Here is an 18,986-nt window from a genome sequence, read left to right on the forward strand (position 1 = left end):
GATCTATCTGTACGGCATGCCGTCCGGGCGGATTTCCATTTTCCCGGATCCCTGTCCGCGCTGGTAGCGCGCCGGTTCTGCGTTCTGCTGCCGCCTGCTTCGGCGTCCGGGGTGATGTCCTGTTGACGGGACGTCGGCACCGGATTTCGTATCGGTCGCGCGGTAATTGTCGCGGCGCCGATCCAATCTTGACCGGGCCTGTCCGATGCCGCGAGGGTGGTTGATGACCACATGTGCTCCGTGTGGACTTTGTGACGACGAGGGGGCGGCTGCTTTGCGTTCGTTTGGTATTTCGTCGGCGCAGCAGGGGTTATGGCTTGCCCAAAAAATGACGCCGGAGTTTTCCAACAATCCGACCCTGCTCTGGGAAATATCGGGCGCGGTCGATCTCGGCCTGCTTTCCGCCGCGCTGCGCACCGTATTCGGCGAGACCGATGCCGTCCTGGTCAACTTCCGGGAGGACGCGGCCGGATTGCGCCAGGTGATCGGCGCGCCCGGTCGGTTGACGCCGTTCGCTATCGATGTCGGCTCGGCCGACGATCCGGACGCCGCGGCGCTCACGGCGCTGAACGAGCTGGTCGGCGCACCATTCGATCTCGCGAACGACCCGCTCTACCGGGTCGGCACGGTCCGGCTCGCGCCGACGCGACACCTGCTGGTCGTGATCTTCCAGCATCTGGCCGCCGACGGGTTCAGCGCCATCACCATGTTGTCGTCGCGGATCGCCGAGGTTTATACGGCGCTGCACGACGGGCTCGCCGTGCCGCCGCCGCGGTTCGGCGATCCGGCGGCTCTCGTCGATGTGGACGACCAGTACCGGGAATCGGCGCGGTTCACCGACGACGCGCGATTCTGGAAGGAATATCTGGCGGGCGATCCGACACCGGCCCGGCTGCCGCACCCGCGCACCGGCATATTCGAATCGCTCGACCGCGATCCGGACCGGCGTGCGAATCCGGCGGATACCTGGGCGGAATTGGCGGGCGCGATCGGGATGGTCAGCCGCGTCGTCACCATGTCGGGGGCCGAGGCGGACGGGCTGGAGCGGTTGGCCGACCGCGTCGGCGTGCGCGTATCCGCGGTGCAGTCCGCAGCCGTCGCCCTGTTCTGCGCGCGCCGCTGCGGCCTCGACGAACCGCTGTTCACCATGAGCGTCCGGAACCGGCGCGGCGCGGCGGCCCAAACGCCCGGGTTGACTCTGAACCTGATTCCGATCCGGGCGAAGGTCGCGCCCGCGGCGAGTTTCGCCGAGCTCGCCCAGGCCATGGCCGCCGAGCAGCGCCGCGTTTTCGCGCACGCCGACCACCACATCTCCGCCATCCAGCGTTGTGCGGGAACGGCCGCGGCGGTGCGTGACCCGTTCGGTGTGCTGCTCAACCTGATGCCGTTCGTCGCGGCGCCGGATTTCGCGGGCAGTCCGGCGCGATTGTTCCTCGGGCCGTGGGGAATTGCCGACGAACTGGCGATCTCGCTGTACCGGGACGGCGCGCAACATTTCCAGGTCCGGATGGACGCGCCGTCGAATCTGTACAGCGCCGCCGAATTGCGTTGGCTCTGTGACGATCTGGCCGGATTCCTCCGTGCGGTCGTCGAGCGGCCGGATGTGCCGGTCGCCCGGCTGTCGGTGCTGACCTCCGGTCAAACCGACTACCTGCTGACCCGGCTGAACGCGACAGCCGTGCCGACGCCCGCCGCATCGGTCCCGGATCTGGTTCGGCGACAACCGGATTCGGCGATCGCCGTGGTCTCCGGTACTACCGCGCTGACCTATCGGGAGCTGGTCGCGCGGGCCCGCGGGTTGGCCGCGGAGCTGGCGCGGCGCGGTGTCGGGCCGGAGGCGCTGGTGGCGGTGATCCTGCCGCGATCGCTCGATTTGGTTGTCGCGCTGCTCGCGGTGCTGGAGGCGGGCGGCGCGTATGTGCCCGTCGATCCGGGTTATCCGGCCGAGCGGGTGGCGGCCATGCTCGGCGTCGCCCGGCCGGTGCTGGTTCTTACGACGTCCGGGTATGCCGAGGTGCCCGGTGACGCGTATCCGGTTGTGGCGCTGGACGATCTGCGGGCACTGCCCTCGGCGGGATATACCGCCGACGGTCCGGTGGACCGGCTGGCGTGCGTCATGTTCACCTCGGGTTCGACAGGGGAGCCCAAAGGCGTCGGCGTCACCCATCGCGGCATCGTCGACTTCGTCTCGGACCGGAATTGGCGCGCGGGGCAGGAACGAGTGCTGCTGCGCTCGCCGCACACCTTCGACGCGGCCATCTACGAAATGTGGGTGCCGCTGACCCACGGCGGCACCGTGGTGGTGGCGCCGCAGGGTGACCTCGACACCGCCGGGCTCGCCGCGCTGGTCACCAGTCACCGGTTGACTTCGGTCTGCCTGCCCTCCGCGCTGTTGGATCTGCTGGTCGACGCGGATCCGCGCTGCCTGACCGGGCTGGCCAGGGTGGTGACCGGCGGCGAGCGGGTGCGGCCCGCGACCATCTCGCGTGCCATGCGCGCCTGTCCGGACATAACGTTCTTCAACGTCTACGGACCCACCGAGACAACCGTCGGCGCGACAACGCATGTGGTCACCGCCGAGCCGGCCGGAGCGGAACTGCCGATCGGGCGGCCCTACGACAACATGCGGGTCTTCGTGCTCGATCAGGCGCTGCAACCGGTGCCGCCCGGTCAGCCGGGCGAGCTGTACGTGGCCGGTTCCGGTGTGGCCCGCGGTTATCTCGGCAGGCCCGGGCTCACCACCGAGCGATTCGTCGCCTGCCCGTGGGGTCCGGCGGGCGGACGGATGTACCGCACCGGCGATATCGTCGCGCTCACCCCGCCCGGTGCGCTGGTCTTCCTCGGCCGCGCGGACGAGCAGGTCAAGATCCGCGGCTTCCGCATTGAACCCGGCGAGGTCGAGGCGGTGCTGCGGACGCATCCGGCCGTCGCGGGCGCCGGGGTGGTGACGCGCGCCGATCCGGCGGGCGGCGGACGACAGCTGGTCGCGTATGTGGCCACCGCGGGCGATGTCACCATCGCCGAGCTGCGCGCGCACGTCGCGCGACAGCTGCCGGAGTTCATGGTGCCCGCGGCGTACGGGTTGCTCGACCGGTTGCCGGTCAGCGCCAACGGGAAACTCGACCGGACCGCGCTGCCGGAACCCCAGGTCGCCAGCACCGAGTACCGGCCGCCGCGCACCAGGAACGAGCAGGTGCTCGCGCGGCTGTACACCGAACTCACCGGTGCCGATCCGGTCGGCGTCGACGACAATTTCTTTGCGCTCGGCGGGAATTCGCTGCTCGCGCTGCGGCTGGTCAACCAGTTGCGCGCCGGACTCGGCGCCGAGATCTCGATCGGCGCCGTCTTCGACGCGCCCAAGGTCGGCGAACTGGCGCGGCGGCTGGCCATCGGTAAGGGCGGACGTCCGGCGCTGAAACCGGTTGCGCGCCCGGAGCGGATACCGCTCTCGTTCGCCCAGCGGCGGTTGTGGTTCCTGCATCGGTTGGAGCCGTCCGCCACCTACAACGTGCCCGCGGTATTCCGTCTCGCGGGGACGTTGAATCCGGCGGTGCTCGCCACCGCGCTGCGGGATGTGGTCGGCAGGCACGAGGCGCTGCGCACGCTCGTCGCCGAGGATGCCGACGGCATCGCCTACCAGCACGTGATCGCGGTGGATGCGCTCGAGGCGCCCGTGACCGCGGTGTCGCCGGAGTCGGTGGCCGCCGCGGTGGCCGAATCCGCGCGCAGGATATTCGATCTCACCGCCGACCTGCCGGTGCGGGCGGAGGTGTTCCAGGTCGGCTCCGAATACCTGCTGATGCTGGTGCTGCACCATATCGCCGCCGACGGTGAATCCGTTGTGCCGCTAGGCCGGGACCTATCGATCGCCTACGCGGCGCGGCGGGCCGGTCGCGCACCGGAGTGGACCGATCTTCCGGTGCAGTACGCCGATTACACGCTCTGGCAATACGAACTGATGGCCGAAGCATCCGATGCCGACAGTCTCATCGGACGTCAATTCGGTTACTGGCGGCGCGAATTGGCCGGTGTGCGCGGGCCGCTGCGGCTGCCCACCGACCGTCCGCGACCATCCGCGCCGAGCCATCGCGGCGACGTACTCGACTTCGTCCTGGAACCCGAGCTGCGTGCCCGGTCGACCGAACTCGCCGGTGCGCGCGGCGGCACCGAGTCGATGGTTTTACAGGCCGCCCTGTCCGTGCTGCTCTACCACCTGGGCGGCGGCAGCGACATCACCATCGGCGCGCCCGTCGCGGGACGCACCGACGAGGCCTTGGCGGATCTGGTCGGGCTCTTCGTCAACACCTGGGTGCTGCGGGTGCGGCTCAGCGCCGGGCTGCCGTTCGAGCAGGCGCTCGCGCAGGTACGCGATAAAGCGTTGGCCGCGTACGACAATCAGGACGCACCGTTCGACCGCATCGTCGAACTGGTCAACCCCGATCGCTCGCTGGCGTATCACCCGCTGTGCCAGGTGATGTTCACCTGGCAGGCCGAATTGCCGGGCTTCGACCTCGGCGGCGTGCGGGCGGAATGGAATCTCGTCCCGACCGGTACCGCGAAATTCGACCTGTCGTTCACGGTGATCCCCGAATCCGGTGGCGGACTGCGCGGCACCATCGAATACGCCACCGACCTCTTCGACCGCGACACAGTTGCGCGCATCGCGGACTGGTACGGCCGGGTCGTCCGGGAGGTACTCGCCGATCCGGCGCGGGCGATCGGTGCGATCCGGCCGTTCGATGGGGTGCCGGATGTGGGGTCAACGTTCGGTTTTCACGCTGGTGTTGTCCCAGAAGACGTTGCGATACAAGGTTTTTGGCGCACACTGTGTGATGTTCGCCAAGTTGCTGGCGGTAGCGAACTCGGCGAAGACGTTGTTCGGGACATATCGCGCGACGGTGGCCGGGTGGTCGGTCGAGTGGTGGGGGCACGGGACAGCGGTCCGTTGGAGGTTGTCTTGCCGCGCGATGGTGCGGGTGACGGTGGGGTGGCGGGGGCGGGGGATAGCGGTTCGTCGGAGATCGTTCCGCCGGGTGATGGTGGCCGGGTGGCCGGTGGAGTGGTGGGGGCGTGGGACAGCGGTCGGTCGGAGGTTGTCTTGCCGCGCGATGGTGCGGGTGACGGTGGAGTGGCGGGGGTGCGGGATAGCGGTCCGTTGGAGATCGTCCCGCCGGGCGATGGTGGCCGGGTAGCCGGTGCAGTAGTGGGGGCGCGAGATAGCGGGCTGTCGGAGATCGTCTTGCCGGGTGATGGTGCTGGGGCTGGGGAGCTGCGGGTGCTGGGGCCGGGGTTGGCGGCGGTGCCGCCGGGGGTGGCGGGTGAGGTGTATCTGACCGGCGATGTGGCTCGGAATTATCGAGGGAATTCGGGGTGGGTGGCGCGGTGGTTCGTCGCCGATCCGTTCGGCACGGGTGGGCGCATGTATCGGACCGGTGAGCTCGCGCGGTGCGGCCGGGACGGGAAATTGGAGTATGCCGGGCGGGCGGATTGGATTTCGGCCGAGGTGGAGGCCGTGCTCGGTGCGCATCCGGGGGTGGCGGCGGCCGCGGTGGTCGAGGGGGCGGACCGGCGGCTGGTGGGTTATGTGGTGCCGGTGCGGGCGGCGAGCGCCGCGGGCGGCATGGATGTGGACATCAGCGCGGACTTCACCGCGGCCGACCTCCGGACGTTGGCGGCGCGGCGATTGCCCGCGCATCTGGTGCCCTCGGCGATCGTGCTGCTCGACCGGCTGCCCGTCACCGCGACCGGGGAGCCGGATCGGGCGGCGCTGCCCGATCCCGATGAGGCGGGCGGCTCGTATCGCGAACCGGTTTCGCCGACCGAGCGGGCGCTCGCCACGATCTTCGCCGATGTGCTCGGGCTGGACCGGGTCGGTGTCGACGACGACTTCTTCGCCATCGGCGGGGAAAGTATTCGATCCATTCAGGTGGCGGTTCGCGCGCGGGCCGCCGGTATCGCGATCAACACCCGCCAGGTGTTCGAGCACCGCACCGTGGCCGGTCTCGCGGCGGCCGCGGGCATCGCCGATCCGGACCGCCCCGCGCGATTGGCCGAACTCGAGGGCGGCGCGACAGGCTGGGCGCCGTTGTTACCGGTCGCGCGGTACGCGCTCGAATTGGGCGGGGACTGGGCCGATTTCGCGCAGAGCATGCTGCTGGTGCTGCCGCCCGGCGCGGATATCGCGGCGACGGTGACCGCAGTGCTCGACCGGCACGGTGTGCTGCGCACCCGGCTGGTGACCGAACCCGAGCCCGGTCTCGTCGTCGATCCAGTGGCGAATGCGGCCGACCTGATCCGGACGGTCGAATGGGACGGCGGCTGGACGGGCGAGCGGTGGGACCACCTGCTGAATAGCGAATTAGAAGCTGCCGCAGCACAATTGGCACCGGCGTCCGGCGTGATGGCGCGGCTCGTCCAGTTCCGTGCCACCGGCGCGCCGGGCCGGTTGCTGTTGGTGCTGCACCACCTCGTCGTCGATGTCGTTTCGTGGCAGATCCTGATCTCCGATCTCGCCGCCGCATGGGAAGGGGTCGAGCCGCCGCCCGCGACGACATCGGCGCGGCGGTGGGCACACGCGCTGGTCGCCGAGGCCGCGCGCCCCGGCCGAATGGCCGAAATGTCGCTGTGGCGCGGCATTCTCGATGGGCCCGATCCGCTGATCGGTACGCGGCCGCTCGACCCCGCCATCGACCTGACGTCGACGGTCGACAGCGTGCAGGTCGAGCTGCCTGCCGCCGACACCGCGGCCCTGCTCACCGATCTACCCGCCGCATACCGTTGCGGCGCCGCCGACGCCATGCTGGCCGCGCTCGCCGTCGCGGTTCGGCGGTGGCGGGATACCGATGACGACTCGGTCCTGGTCCGCGTCGAAGGCCACGGCCGCGAGGAGCAGATCGTTCCCGGCGCCGACCTCTCCCGCACCGTCGGCTGGTTCACCAGTGTGTATCCCGTCCGGCTCGAAATCCCTACCGCGCCAGGGCCGGGCGCGCTGCTGAAGTCGGTGAAGGAACAACTGCGTGCGATCCCGGACAAGGGGATCGGCTACGGGCTGCTGCGCTATCTCAACCCGGAGACCGGCCCCGTGCTCGCGGCGCATCCACAGGGCCAGATCTCCTTCAACTATCTCGGCAGCCTCCCGTCCGATACGCGCGAGGTCGCCTGGGCGCCTGCGCCCGAAGGACTTTCGGCGCCGGTTGCGCGAAATATGCCCGCGGCGTCCGCAATCGATGTGACCGCCGCCGCGATGGATATCCGGGGCGAGGGACGCCTGCGCGTCACCTTCGGCTTCCCGCGCGGCGTGCTGTCCCGCGCCGAAGTGCGCGAGCTGGCGCGGCTGTGGCAGCAGGCGGCGGCCGAATTCGCAAGGCACGCACGCTCATCGGATGCCGGTGGCCTCACCCCGTCGGATGTCCCGCTCGTCGATGTCGGCCAGCCGGAGATCGATGCGTGGCAGGCCGAGTTCCCGGGCCTCACCGATATCTGGCCGCTCACGCCACTGCAATCCGGGCTGCTGTTCCACGCCTCGATGGCCGAGGGCTTCGACCCGTACCGGGTGCAACTGGTCATTCACCTCGCGGGCCGGGTCGACGCGGACCGGATGCGGGCCGCTGGCCAGGCCGTGCTGGACCGGCACGCCGGTCTGCGCGCCGGATTCGTCACCGGCGCAACGGGAGAACCGGTGCAACTCGTCGTCGCCGGAGTCGCCGTGCCGTGGCAAGAACTCGACCTGCGAACCCTGTCCGATGCGGTGCGCGCCGACGCCCTCGACCGGTTCCTGACCGATGATCTGCACCGCCCCTCCGCCTTCGACCGTCCGCCGCTGCTGCGGTTGGCGCTGGTGCGCACCGAGCCGGAACGCGCGGAACTCGTGCTCACCTCGCACCACCTGCTGATCGATGGCTGGTGCCTGTCGATCCTGCTGCGAGAGTTGTTGAGTCACTACGCATCCGGCGCGGACCGGCTGCCGAGGCCACGAGACTTCCGCAGCTACCTGTCCTGGCTCGCCGAACAGGATCGCGCGGTCTCCGAACAGGTTTGGGTCGACGAGCTGGACGGCATCGATGAGCCGACCCTGCTCGCCGCGCGGTTATCCGCGCGGGCTCCGGAACCCGGAATCGGTCAGGTCGATGTCCCGCTGTCCATTTCGGCGGCCAAGGCGCTCGCCCTGCGCGCGGCGGAGCTCGGCGTGACGGTCAATACGGTCGTCCAGGGCGCGTGGGGTCTGCTGCTCACCGAGCTGACCGGTCGCACCGATGTGGTGTTCGGCGCGACCGTTTCGGGCCGCCCGCCCGCCATCGCGGGTGTCGACGGCATTGTCGGCATGTTCGTCAACACCGTGCCGGTGCGGGTGCGCCGCGCACCCACCGACACCGTCGCGGAATTCCTGACCCGGCTGCAGGCCCGGCAGGCCGCGCTCCTGGAACACCATCACATCGGGCTCGCCGAAATCCAACACCGGACCGGGCTCGGCGTCCTGTTCGACACCCTGGTCGCGTTCGAGTCCTATCCGATGGACCGGATCGGAATCGACGACGCGCGCGCCGCCGCAGGCATCGAGGTCACCGGTCTACGCCCGCGCACCGGCACCCACTATCCGGTGACGGTGGTGGCCACCCCCGACCCGCATGTTCGAATCTCGTTGCAGTACCAGCGATCTCTGCTCGACCGACCCACCGCCGACAATATCGCGACCCGATTCGCGCGGGTACTCGACCTGCTCGCCGGCGCACCGGACCGCCGCCTGGCAACCTTCGATCTGCTGACCCCAGCGGAACACGAGCTGCTATCGCACTACAACGACACCGCGGCACCGCATTCCGCCTCGACAATCCCGGAACTCGTCGAGCGCCAGGCCGCCGCCACCCCCGACGCGATCGCAGTAACCGACGGCACAACGACATCGACCTACCGTGAGCTGTGCACCCGGGCAAACTGGCTGGCGCACAAGCTATTCGAACGCGGCATCCGCCCGGAAACCCTCACGGCCATCGCCCTCCCGCGCTCGGCGGATCTGGTCGTCGCAATGCTCGCAGTATGGCGCGCGGGCGGCGCATATCTACCCGTCGACCCCGAATTCCCCGGGGCACGACTGGAATTCGTCCTCGGCGAGGCGCAGCCGCAACTGATCCTCACCGACGCCAGGACGGTGCGATTGCTGCCGCCATCCGATACACCGAGGCTGACGCTCGACGAGCTCTACGGGGTATCGGATCCGATGGAGGTGCGCGCTGCCGACGGCGGTGTGAGCGCACACGTGGTTGCGGCGAGTCCGGCGTTCGAGGAGTTCGACGGGGTGTCGGATCCGATGGAGGTGCGGGCCGCCGATGGTGGTGGCGCGCCTGCGGTTCGGCGCGCGCGGCCGGACAACCTCGCCTATGTCATGTACACCTCCGGGTCGACCGGGACGCCGAAAGGTGTTGCGATCACGCACGGCAACGTCGTCAACGGTATTGCTCGGCTGATCGACGGGCTTGGGGTCGGGGCGGGGTGGCGGATGCTGGCGGGCACCTCGATCGGCTTCGATGTGTCGGTTTTCGAAATGTTCACCACGCTGAGCACCGGCGGCTGTGTCGAGGTGGTGCGGGATGTGCTCGTGCTGGGGGAGCGGCAGAGTTGGTCCGGGGGCGTAATCAGCACTGTCCCTTCCGCATTCGGTGAACTCACCGAGCGGCTGGCGGGTCGCGTCGCCGCCGATGCGGTGGTTTTCGCGGGTGAGGCGCTGTCGTCGGCGCTGGCCGCGCGGGTGCGTGCCATACTGCCCAGCGCGCGGCTGATCAACGCGTATGGGCAGAGTGAATCGTTCTACGCCACCGCCTTCGCGATCCCTGCGAACGAACTGCCGCCCGCAGACGGCAATGTGCCGATCGGCGGTCCGCTGGGCAATGTCCGGGTGTATGTGCTCGGTCCGGCGTTGCGTCCGGTGCCGCCGGGCGTGGTGGGGGAGTTGTATGTCGCGGGCGCGAGCATAGGCCGCGGTTATCACCGGGCGGCCGGGACGAGTGCGAGCCGGTTCGTCGCCGACCCGTTCGGTCCCGCGGGTTCGCGCATGTATCGCACCGGTGATCTGGCCAAATGGCAGGCGTCGCAGAGCGATTCAATGGGGGATGGTGCCCGGGCGACGGGTGCTCAGGCGCCGCAGAGCGATTCGATAGGAGATGGTGCCCAGGCGGCGGATGGTCAGGCACCGCAAAGTGATTCGATCAGGCACGACGGCGTGCTGGAATATGTCGGCCGGGCGGACGCGCAGGTCAAGATTCGCGGCTACCGGGTCGAACCGGCCGAGGTCGAAGCGGCGCTGGCCGAACATCCCGCGGTCCGGCAGGCCGTCGTCGTCGCCGATCGCACCGGGACGGTGGCGCGGTTGATCGGATACGCGGTCGTCGGCACTGCGGTATCCACCGAGGAATTGCGGAAGTTCGTCGCGGGACGGCTGCCCGCGTACCTGGTGCCCGCGGCGGTCGTCATTGTGGACCGCTTCCCGCTGACGCCGAGCGGAAAGCTGGATCGCCGGGCGCTGCCCGCACCGGAATTCACCGGCACGACATACCATGCGCCGCGAACGCCGGACGAGCACGCGCTCGCAACGCTTTTCGCCGAGGTGTTGGGCGTCGAGCGGGTCGGCATCGATGACGACTTCTTCGCACTCGGCGGCCATTCGTTGCTCGCCACCCGGCTGGTCGGCCGGATCCGGGCGCGGCTCGCGGCCGAGGTGCCGATCAGGGCCGTGTTCGACGCGCCGACGGTGGCTCGGCTGGCGACCCGGCTGCGCACCGGATCGCGACCGAGGCCGCCGCTGGTCCGTGCGGTTCGGCCGCAGACGGTGCCGCTCTCGTTCGCACAGCGGCGGATGTGGTTCATCGATCGGTTCGAAGGTCCTTCGGCCACTTACAATTTGCTGCTCGCCGTCCGGATGCATGGCGAATTGGACACGGCCGCATTGGGTTTCGCATTGCGGGATGTGGTGGGCAGGCATGAGAGCCTGCGCACGCTGATCGTCGAGGACGCCGCGGGCACGGCGGCACAACGGGTGCTGCCCGCCGCCGAGGTGCCCGAGGTGTTTACCGTGCGCACCGTGTCCGAGGTGGAGTTGCCCGGCGCCGTCGCCGCTCTGGCCGCGTACGAATTGGATTTGTACACAAGGGTTCCCATCCACGCCGAGCTGCTGCGGGTCGCGCCCGACGACCACGTGCTGATGCTGGTGATCCACCACATCGCCGCCGACGGCGCCTCGGCCGCCCCGCTGACCCGCGATCTCTCCCATGCCTATGCGGCACGGCGCGCGGGCCGGGCGCCCGACTGGCCGGACCTGCCGGTGCAATACGCGGATTACACGCTCTGGCACGCCGAATTGCTCGGCGACGAGCGCGATCCGGAGAGTTTGCTCGCCGAGCAGTTCGATTACTGGCGGCGGGAACTGGCTGATGTCCCTGCGCCGCTTGCCTTGCCGACGGACCGGCCCCGGCCGCCGGTGGCGAGCCATCGCGGCGGCCGGGTGCATTTCACCGTCGCGCCGGAGCTGATGTCCGCGGTGGATGTGGTCGCGCGCGGCTCGGGCGCGACGGCGGCCATGGTTTTGCAGTCCGCGCTGTCGGTGCTGCTGCATCAACTGGGGGCGGGTGCCGACATCACCATCGGCTCGCCGATCGCGGGCCGCACCGACGAGGCGCTCGCGGATGTGGTCGGTTTCTTCGTCAACACCTGGGTGCTGCGGGTCGGGCTCGGCGGCAACCCTCGGTTCGGCGAGCTGCTTGACCAGGTGCGCGGCAAGGCGATGGCGGCGTACGAGAATCAGGACGCGCCGTTCGAGCGGCTGGTCGAGTTGCTGAATCCGGAGCGGTCCACCGCGTATCACCCGCTGTTCCAGGTGATGTTCGCCTGGCAGAACACGGCCCCGCTCGATCTGGAATTGCCTGGTCTGCGGATCGAGCCGGAACCGACTCCGCCGGTCGCCGCCAAATTCGACCTGCTCGTCAACCTCACCCCCGATCCGGCGGGCGGTGCGTCGGGCGTGCTCGAGTATGCGACGGATCTGTTCGATCACGGCACCGCGGAGCTGATCGCCGCCCGGTATCTGCGCGTGCTGCGCCAGGTGGTCGCCGATCCGGCGATCCGGGTCGGCGCGGTCGAGCTCATGGATCCGGCCGAACGGGATCGGTTGGTGCGCAACGACACCGAGACGCCGCTGCCCTCGGTCACGGTGGTCGATCTGTTCGGCCGTCAGGTCGCCGAGACACCGGGTGCGGTCGCATTGGTTTGCGGCGCAGCCGAACTCAGCTACGCCGAACTCGGCGCGCGGGCGAATCTGGTCGCGAACGCGTTACGCGACAAGGGAATCGGTCCGGAAACGCTGGTGGCCGTCGCGCTGCCGAGGACGCCGGACCTGGTGGTCGCGCTGCTGGCCGTGCTGATGACGGGCGGCGCCTACGTGCCGATCGACCCGGCATATCCAAGCCGCAGGCTCGAACAGGTACTGACCGAGGCGCGGCCGCGACTGATCCTCGGCGACGGTGACACCGCGGCCACGCTGCCGACCGGTGATATCCCGGTGCTGCGGCTGGACGAACTGCGCGGCGCGCCGGACCGGCCTGCGGTATCGATCCGGCCGCGGAACCTGGCCTACGTGATGTACACGTCCGGCTCGACCGGCACCCCGAAAGGCGTCGCGATCACGCACGAGGCGGTGATCAACGGGCTGCTGGCCCTGATCTCGGCGGTGGGCATCACCCGGCGGACCCGGATGTGCGCCGGAACATCGATCAACTTCGACGTGTCGCTGTTCGAGCTGTTCACCACGCTGTGCGCGGGCGGGACCGTCGAGCTGGTCCGCGATGTGCTGGAGCTCGGCGAGCGCGAGAGCTGGACCGGTGGCGTGCTCAGCACGGTGCCGTCGGTACTGTCCGGGCTGTACGGGCAGCTTCCCGGGCGGCTCACGGTGGATACCGTCGTCGTCGCGGGCGAGGCACTGCGGGCCGGGCTGGTGCGGGACGTGCGCGCCGCGCTGCCCGGCACCGGGCTGATCAACGCCTACGGACAGAGCGAATCGTTCTACGCCAGCGTGTTCGAACTCCCGGAGTCGATCGACACAGGCACGGCGCCGATCGGCGGGCCGCTGGCCAATATGCGAATGTATGTGCTCGGACCGGGTTTGGCCCCGGTGCCGCCCGGCGTCGTCGGTGAGCTGTACGTCGGTGGTCTCGTCGCCCGCGGCTATTACGGACTCGCGGGCCGCACCGCCGAGCGCTTCGTCGCCGACCCGTTCGGCCCAGCGGGTGCGCGCATGTACCGGACCGGTGATCTGGCGAAATGGTCAGTATTGCAGAGCGATTCGGCGGGCCACCTGGAATACGTCGGACGCGCCGACAGTCAGGTGAAGGTCCGCGGCTTCCGGATCGAACCCGGCGAGATCGAGGCGGTGCTCACCGCGCATCCGGGAGTGGCGCAGGCCGTCGTCGTCGCGGGGGAGCACCCGAATGGTGGCAGCCGGTTGATCGGATACGTCGTCGCGAGCACCGCGGACGCGCTCGGCGACGTCGACCTGACCGCCGGTGTCTCGGCGGCGGAATTGCGGCGTTTCGTGGCGACCCGATTGCCCGACTACATGGTGCCCTCGGCATTCGTGCTGCTGGACCGGTTGCCGTTGACGGCGAACGGCAAGCTGGACCGCAAGGCGCTGCCCGAACCGGATTCGACCGCGGGCCCGTACCGAGCGCCGGAGACCGTCGAGGAACGGATCCTCGCCGGGGTGTACGCCGAGGTGCTCGGCCTCGGCGAAATCGGTGTCGACGACGACTTTTTCGCCGTCGGCGGAGACAGCATCCGTTCGATCCAGGTGGTCGCCCGCGCCCGCGCACTAGGCATCGACCTCACGCCCCGCCAGATCTTCGAATGCCGAACCGTAGCCGCACTCGCCGACGCCGTACTGCTTGACGGGCGGACCGCCGAACGCCCGGTGCTGCCGGAACTCGACCAAGGCGGCGTCGGTTGGCTGCCGCTACCGCCCGCCGCCCACTATCTGCTCGAACTCGGCGGCACCCACAACCGGTTCGCGATGTCGATGGTGGTCGGCCTGCCGCCGGATATCACGATGGAAGGCCTGCTCGCCAGCTTGACCGCCGTAGTCGAGCGACACGACATACTGCGATCGCGGCTGGTCATCGGCCCGGATGCGAAATCAGTCGTTCGCCGGTCGGATGCGATGACGGAGTCCGTCGATGCGGATGCGGGGCGGTCCGACGCCGTCGTCGCCTCGCCGGATCCGATCGACCCTGCGCCGCCGGTCCGGCCGGTCGACCGGGGTACGGCGCAAGCGCGGGATGTGGGGCCGGTTGTTGGTTCGCTGGATCCGACCGGCCCAGCGCGGTCGACCGAGCGCATCGACGGAGGTGCGGGGCGGTTGGGTGATGGGGGTCTGGTTGTCGGCCCGCCCGACTCGGTCGACGTCGCGCAGTTGATGTGGTGTGTCGACTGGGATCCGGCACAGTCTTGGGACGAGCGGGTTCGCGCCGAAATCGATACTGCCGCAGGCCAACTCGATCCCGAGGCGGGTGTGATGGCGCGGTTCGTCCGGGTGCGGCAGGAGGATGGGCCGGGCTGGTTGGCGCTGGTGCTGCATCACCTGGTTGTCGACGGGGTGTCCTGGCGCATTCTGTTGCCGGATCTGGCGGCGGCGTGGGAGCGGGTGCGCGACGGTCTGCCGGTCGTGCTGCCTCGGGTGGCGACCTCGGCGCGGCGTTGGGCGCATGCGCTGGCGGATGCGGCGCTCGCGCCCGAGCGGATCGCCGAACTGGGGATGTGGCGGAGCGTGCTGGACGGGCCGGACCCGCTGATCGGCGCACGGCGGCTCGACCCGGCGGTGGACACCTCGTCCACGGTGCGCACGATCCGCGTCGAGCTGCCGATCCCGGCGACGCGGGCGCTGCTCACCGCGCTGCCCGCGGCCTTCCACGGCGGCGTCGATGACGGGCTGCTCGCCGCGCTGGCGGTGTCGGTGTGCGCGTGGCGGGGCACCGGCGACACCGAGGTGCTGCTGCGCTTGGAGGGACACGGCCGCGAGGAGCAGGTGGCGCCCGGTGCCGATCTCTCCCGCACGGTCGGCTGGCTCACCAGTATGTTCCCGGTCAGGTTGGCGGTCGGCGAGATCGCGACAGATGATGTGCACGCGGGCGGCGACGCGGTGGCCCGGCTCGTCAAATCGGTGAAGGAACAGCTGCTTTCGATTCCGGACAAGGGCATCGGCTACGGCCTGCTGCGCTACCTCAATCCGGAGACGGCGGCCGAACTCGCCGCGTACCCGCAGCCGCAGCTCGGCTTCAACTACCTCGGTCAGCTCACCGCCGCCGACCTACCGTCGGATGCGGGCTGGCGCGCGGTACCCGGTGTCGGGTCGCCGAGCCCGGATCCGGACCTGCCCGCCATGTCCGCGCTGGAGATCGCCGCCGCCGTCACCGATGACGGTCCCGGACCGCAACTGTCTGCGGTATTCGCTTATGCGACAGGGGTTTTGACGGAGTCGAGGGTGCGCGCCCTCACGGAGCTGTGGTGTGCGGCGCTGACCGGACTCGCCCGGTATTCGACGCGCCCCGGCGCAGGCGGCCTGACGCCGTCGGACCTCGCTCTGGTTTCGGTCGGCCAACATGAGATCGAGGCGTGGGAGCGCGAGCATCCGGGACTCGTCGACGTCTGGCCGGTGACGGCGACCCAGTCGGGCCTGCTGTTCCATTCCGCGCTTGCCGGTGATTCGTTCGACGCCTACCACATGCAGTTGGTGTTCCACCTGTCCGGCGATGTCGATCCGGCGCGGATGCGGGCGGCGGGCCGGGCGCTGCTGCGGCGATACCCCAACCTGCGCACCGCATTCGGGCACGACGCCGCGGGCGGGCCGGTGCAGCTGGTGCCGGAGCATGTCGAATTGCCTTGGCGAGAAGTAGATTTCACCGATCGCACCGAAGACGAGCGCACCGCCGCGTTCGAGCGGCTGCTCGACGCCGACCATGCCGACCATTTCGATCCGGTCGTCCCGCCGTTGCTGCGGATGACGCTGGTCCGGATGGGCCCGAGGCGGTCGGAGCTGGTGCTCAGCGTCCATCACGCACTGTTCGACGGCTGGTCGCTGCCGTTGCTCATGCAGGATCTGTTGCGGCTCTACGGTTCCGGCGGAGACACCGCCAGGCTGGCGAGGGTGCGCCCGTACCGTGATTTCCTGGTGTGGCTGTCCGGGCGGGATCGCGCGGACTCGGCGCGGGCGTGGGCCGCCGAACTGGCCGGGCTGGACGAGCCGACCATGCTGGCAGGCGGCGCGGGGCAGGGGCGGCTCGCGCACCTCGAGGTCGGGCTGCCCGTCGACGTCGCCCGCAAATTGGCAAGGCGGACAGCGGAATTGGGCGTCACGGCGAATACCGTCGTGCAGGGTGCATGGGCCATCGTGCTCGGCCAGCTGACCGGACGCGGTGATGTGGTCTTCGGCGCCACCGTATCCGGTAGACCACCCACCCTCGCGGGCGCCGACACCATGGTCGGGTTGTTCATCAACACCGTGCCGGTGCGGGTGCGCTACGAGCCCGGTCAGACGCTCGCGCAACTGCTTACCGGTCTGCAACACCGGCAGGCGGTCCTGATGGATCACCACCAGCATGGGCTCGCCGACATCCAGCAGGCGGCCGGGTTGGGCAATCTGTTCGACACCCTGGTGGTTTTCGAATCCTTCCCGGTCGATCGATCGGGTCTCACCGACGCGCATGCGGCGGCCGACGTCGCGATCACCGGTCTGCGCTCGCGAACCGGAACCCACTATCCGCTGATGGTGGTCGCCGATGCGGCGCCCTACCTGCGCATCGTCCTGCAATACCGGGTGAGCCTCTTCGACGAGCGCGCCGCCCGAGGTATCGCGGACCGGATCACGCGAGTCCTCACCCAATTCGCCGCCGACCCGCACTTGCCGGTCAGCCGGGTGGACACCCTGGATCCGAGCGAACGCGCCCTGCTGCGCGAACGCAACGACACCGCGGTGCCGCTCCCGCCGCTGACCTACCCGGAGCTGTTCGAACGCCAGGTCGCCGCGACCCCGGACGCGATCGCCGTGGTCTGCGGCGAGGTCCAACTGACCTACCTGGAACTGGACGCGCAGGCAAAACTGTTGGCGCACTGGCTGATCCGCCACGGCGTCGGACCCGAACGCCGAGTCGCGCTGGCACTGCCGAGAACGGCGCGACTCGTTGTCGCGATCCTCGCGATCCTCGACGCGGGCGGCGCCTACGTCCCGATCGACCCCGGCTACCCACCGGACCGAGTGCGTTTCATGCTCCTCGACGCCGCACCGGTAGCGATGCTCACCGACCGCGAGACGGCGTCCCTCCTACCCGACACCGACGTGCCGTATCTGTTCATCGAGGATGCCGATGTGAGCCGCGTCGACGAAAACCGCAGCGGCACAATGGGCGGACTCGGCTTGCGCCCTGAGAACTTGGCGTACCTGGTGTACACCTCCGGCTCGACCGGTCGGCCGAAGGGCATCGCCACCACGCACCGCAATATGGTCAACGGCGCTATCGCGATGGCCGCACTGCTCGGTGGCCGGGCCGCGCCGCGTTCGCTGGCCGCCACCTCGGTGTCGTTCGATGTCTCGGTATTCGAGATCTTCACCGTGCTCAGTGTCGGCGGCACCGCCGAGGTGGTGCGCGACGCACTCGCGTTGAGTGAGTTCGAACGGTGGTCCGGCTGCGTACTCACCGGGGTGCCGTCGGCCTTCGAGGAAGTGCTCGAGCACGCGCGCACCACGATCGTCGCGGACACGATCGTGCTCGGCGGCGAGCCGCTCACGCCCGCGATGATCGAGCGCACCAGGGCCCGCATCCCCGGCGTCCAGGTGGTCAACGGCTATGGGCCGACGGAGGCGTTCTACACGACTGCGTATCCGGTCCCGGAAAACATCGAGGGCGTCGCGCCCGGCGAATCGGTGCCGATCGGGCGGCCGCTGGCCAACGCCCGCATGTACGTACTCGACCCGTGGCTGCGGCCGGTCCCGCCCGGCGTCATCGGCGAGCTGTACATCGCGGGCGCCGGCCTCGCCCGCGGCTACCTCGGCAGACCGGCCCTCACCGCGGCGCGTTTCATCGCCGACCCCTTCGCCGCGAACGGCCGCCTCTACCGCACCGGCGACCTGGTCCGCTGGACCCGAACAGGCGACCTCGAATACGCGGGCCGCGTCGACGACCAGGTAAAGATCCGCGGCTACCGCATCGAACTAGGCGAGATAGAAGCGGCCATGGCGGCCCACCCCGCAGTCGCCCAAGCCGCCGTCGTCGCACGCGAATTCGCGGGCGGCAAACGCTTGATCGGCTACGTAGTGCCGCACGCAGCCGAACCGGCCGCCTCCACGCCGAACGGTACTGTTTCGGATCGCACTGCGCCGCAAGTGATTACACCGGGCACCGCCGTGCCGGATGGTGCCGTGCCGGGCAGCGCTGCGCCGAGTGGCGCTGTGTCAGCGAGCGTCGGGCCGAAGGGCTCTGCGCCGAGTGGCGTTGTGCTCCATGGCATTGCGTCGGACAGCGCCGCGCTGGACGGGACCGAGGTGCGTAGGTTCGTTGGCGGACTGTTGCCGGATTACATGGTGCCCGCGTTGGTGATGGTGATCGACGCGCTTCCGCTGACGTTGAACGGCAAGCTCGATCGGAAGGCGTTGCCGGATCCGGATTTCGCGGCGGCGACGCGGTATCGGGCACCGCGCGATCGGCTGGAGCGGTCGTTGGCGGGGTTGTTCGGTGAGGTGCTCGGCATCGACAAGGTCGGCATCTATGACGACTTCTTTCTGCTCGGCGGGCATTCGTTGCTCGCGACCAGGTTGATCGGGCGGATCCGGGTTGAGCTCGGCGTCGAGTTGCCGATCCGCATGGTGTTCGAATCCCCGACCGTCGCCGGGTTGGCGGGCCGCTGGGCGAGCGTCGCCCCGTCCCGCAGGCCGCGGCTGCGCCGGATGGCTGAGGAGTGAC

The 18,986-nt window shown here is 69.5% G+C and carries 1 protein-coding gene; it reads left to right on the forward strand.

What is annotated here, in order from left to right; translation table 11 throughout:
* The first annotated feature begins 223 nt into the window (after positions 1 to 223).
* Entirely contained in the window at positions 224 to 18,985 is an 18,762-nt protein-coding gene (locus tag F5544_RS45930; RefSeq protein ID WP_275107021.1) for a non-ribosomal peptide synthetase, read from the forward strand.
* The last annotated feature ends 1 nt before the right edge of the window (position 18,986 follow it).

This window comes from Nocardia arthritidis (assembly GCF_011801145.1).
Taxonomy (GTDB): Bacteria; Actinomycetota; Actinomycetes; order Mycobacteriales; family Mycobacteriaceae; genus Nocardia; species Nocardia arthritidis_A.